3 protein-coding genes and 1 pseudogene are annotated in these 2525 nt (G+C 72.2%); all 4 read left to right on the top strand.

Translation table 11 applies throughout. The features are described from left to right. Positions 1-482: pseudogene (locus G3I40_RS26290) on the top strand (lipid-transfer protein); the annotation flags it as partial. Then, positions 479-1654: a thiolase domain-containing protein gene (locus tag G3I40_RS26295; RefSeq protein WP_164304640.1), complete on the top strand. Its 1176-nt coding sequence runs from the start codon at positions 479-481 to the stop codon at positions 1652-1654. The pseudogene G3I40_RS26290 and the gene G3I40_RS26295, both read left to right, overlap by 4 nt. An 83-nt stretch (positions 1655-1737) precedes the next feature. Continuing rightward, positions 1738-1989: a DUF397 domain-containing protein gene (locus tag G3I40_RS26300; RefSeq protein ID WP_164304641.1), complete on the top strand. Its 252-nt coding sequence runs from the start codon at positions 1738-1740 to the stop codon at positions 1987-1989. 178 nt (positions 1990-2167) lie between these two features. After that, positions 2168-2525 (top strand): universal stress protein (locus tag G3I40_RS26305; RefSeq protein WP_164304643.1); only part of this gene is annotated, 358 nt, incomplete at its 3' end.

Raw genomic sequence — 2525 nt, forward strand, 5'->3', positions numbered from 1 at the left:
ATCCGCTGCGTACCGGGGACTGCCCGCCCATCGGCGACGGCGCCGCCGCCGTGATCCTCGCCGCGGGGGACCGGGCGCGGGAGCTGTGCGAGCGGCCCGCGTGGATCCGCGGCATCGACCACCGGATCGAGGCGCACGGCCTCGGGGTGCGCGACCTCACCGACTCGCCGTCCACCCGGCTCGCCGCCGAGAACGCGGGGGCCTTCGAACGCCCCGTGGACACCGCCGAGTTGCACGCCCCGTTCACCTCGCAGGAAGTCGTCCTGCGCAAGGCGCTGCGGCTCGGCGAGGACGTCACCGTCAATCCGTCCGGCGGCGCCCTCGCGGCCAACCCGGTGATGGCCGCCGGGCTGATCCGCATCGGCGAGGCCGCCGCGCGCATCCACCGCGGCGACGCGCACCGGGCGCTCGCGCACGCCACCTCCGGGCCCTGCCTCCAGCAGAACCTGGTCGCCGTACTCGAAGGGGAGGACCAGCGATGAGCAGCACAGGCAAGGAGCCCGTGGCGGTCGTCGGCATCGGGCAGACCAAGCACGTGGCCGCGCGCCGCGACGTGTCGATTGCCGGCCTCGTCCGCGAGGCAGCTCAACGCGCGCTGGCGGACGCCGAGTTGAGCTGGGCCGACATCGACGCCGTCGTCATCGGCAAGGCGCCGGACTTCTTCGAGGGCGTCATGATGCCCGAGCTGTACCTCGCGGACGCGCTCGGCGCCGTCGGCAAGCCGATGCTGCGGGTGCACACCGCCGGGTCCGTCGGCGGCTCGACCGCGCTCGTCGCCTCGAACCTCGTCGCGGGCCGCGTCCACGGCACGGTCCTCACCCTCGCCTTCGAAAAACAGTCGGAATCCAACGCGATGTGGGGGCTCTCGCTGCCCATCCCGTTCCAGCAGCCGCTGCTCGCCGGAGCGGGCGGCTTCTTCGCGCCGCACGTGCGCGCCTACATGCGGCGCACCGGCGCGCCGGACGGCGTCGGCTCCCTCGTCGCGTACAAGGACCGGCGCAATGCGCTGAAGAACCCCTACGCCCATCTCCACGAGCACGACATCACGCTGGAGAAGGTCCAGGCCTCGCCCATGCTCTGGGACCCGATCCGCTACTCCGAGACCTGCCCGTCCTCCGACGGCGCCTGCGCGATGATCCTCACCGACCGTGCGGGCGCGGCCCGTTCGCCGAAGCGGCCCGCCTGGATGCTGGGCGGGGCGATGCGCAGCGAGCCGACCCTCTTCGCGGGCAAGGACTTCGTCTCGCCGCAGGCGGGCAAGGACTGCGCCGCCGACGTGTACCGGCAGGCGGGCATCGCCGACCCGCGCCGCGAGATCGACGCCGTCGAGATGTACGTGCCGTTCTCCTGGTACGAGCCGATGTGGCTGGAGAACCTCGGCTTCGCCTCCGAGGGCGAGGGCTGGAAGCTCACGGAGTCGGGCGTGACCGAGCTCGACGGGGACCTGCCCGTCAACATGTCGGGCGGCGTGCTCTCCACCAATCCCATCGGTGCCTCCGGCATGATCCGGTTCGCGGAGGCCGCGCTCCAGGTGCGCGGGCAGGCGGGCGAGCACCAGGTCGACGGCGCGCGGAAGGTCCTCGGGCACGCCTACGGCGGCGGCTCGCAGTTCTTCTCCATGTGGCTCGTCGGCGCCGAGCCGCCCACGCGATGACGATCGCCACCTTCGTGGCCTGTGCTGGCTCCGTGCCGATCGCTAGGCTGACGCACGGACGACGAATCGGGAGGAGCACGGACGTGGCCGAAAGCACCATCGACACCATCGACCAGCACCCGCTCGCGGGGTGGGACAAGCCCGATCTGGACCTGAGCGGAGCGGACTGGCGCTCCAGCAGCAAGGGGTTGGGCGATGTCCAGATCGCCTTTGTCGAGGGCTTCATCGCGATGCGCAACAGCGGAAGCCCCGAGAGCCCGTCGCTGATCTTCACGCCGGCCGAGTGGGGGGCGTTCGTGCTCGGCGCCCGTGAGGGCGAGTTCGATCTGACCTAGACAGGAGTGGGGGGCGGCGCCTCAGGAGCCGTAGGTGGATTCGCCGTTTTTGCGCTCAGTTTCCGACACATGACCTTTGCCCCTGTCCTCCGGCTCTTGTGTGCGCGAGCCTGGCCACAGGAACAGCCGGTCAATGAGGGCACGGCACAGCCTGCCCGGTGTCGGAGGCGAACCAGTCATGAGCACGCCGCACCCCCTGCCCGTCGTCGCCGCGGTCGACGGGTCCGACGACAGTCAGCGCGCCCTCGACTGGGCGCTCACGGAAGCCGCCCGGCGCGGCGCCGACCTGCGCATCGTGCACGTGCGGCAGTACGCGCCCGCCCTGCAGTCCGGAGTGCTGGTCGCGGGTCCCCTGGAGGAGAGCGCGCCCGCCGACGACCCCGTCATCGGAGGCGTACGGGCCAGGCTCGCCGAGCGGGAGGGCCCGCCGCCCCTGGAGTTCATCAGCCGCGACGGGCTGCCGGCCGCCGTGCTGCCCGAGATGAGCGCCGAGGCGCAACTGCTGGTGCTCGGCTCGCGCGGCCGCGGCGGCTTCG

Source organism: Streptomyces sp. SID14478 (assembly GCF_010548525.1).
Lineage (GTDB): Bacteria > Actinomycetota > Actinomycetes > Streptomycetales > Streptomycetaceae > Streptomyces.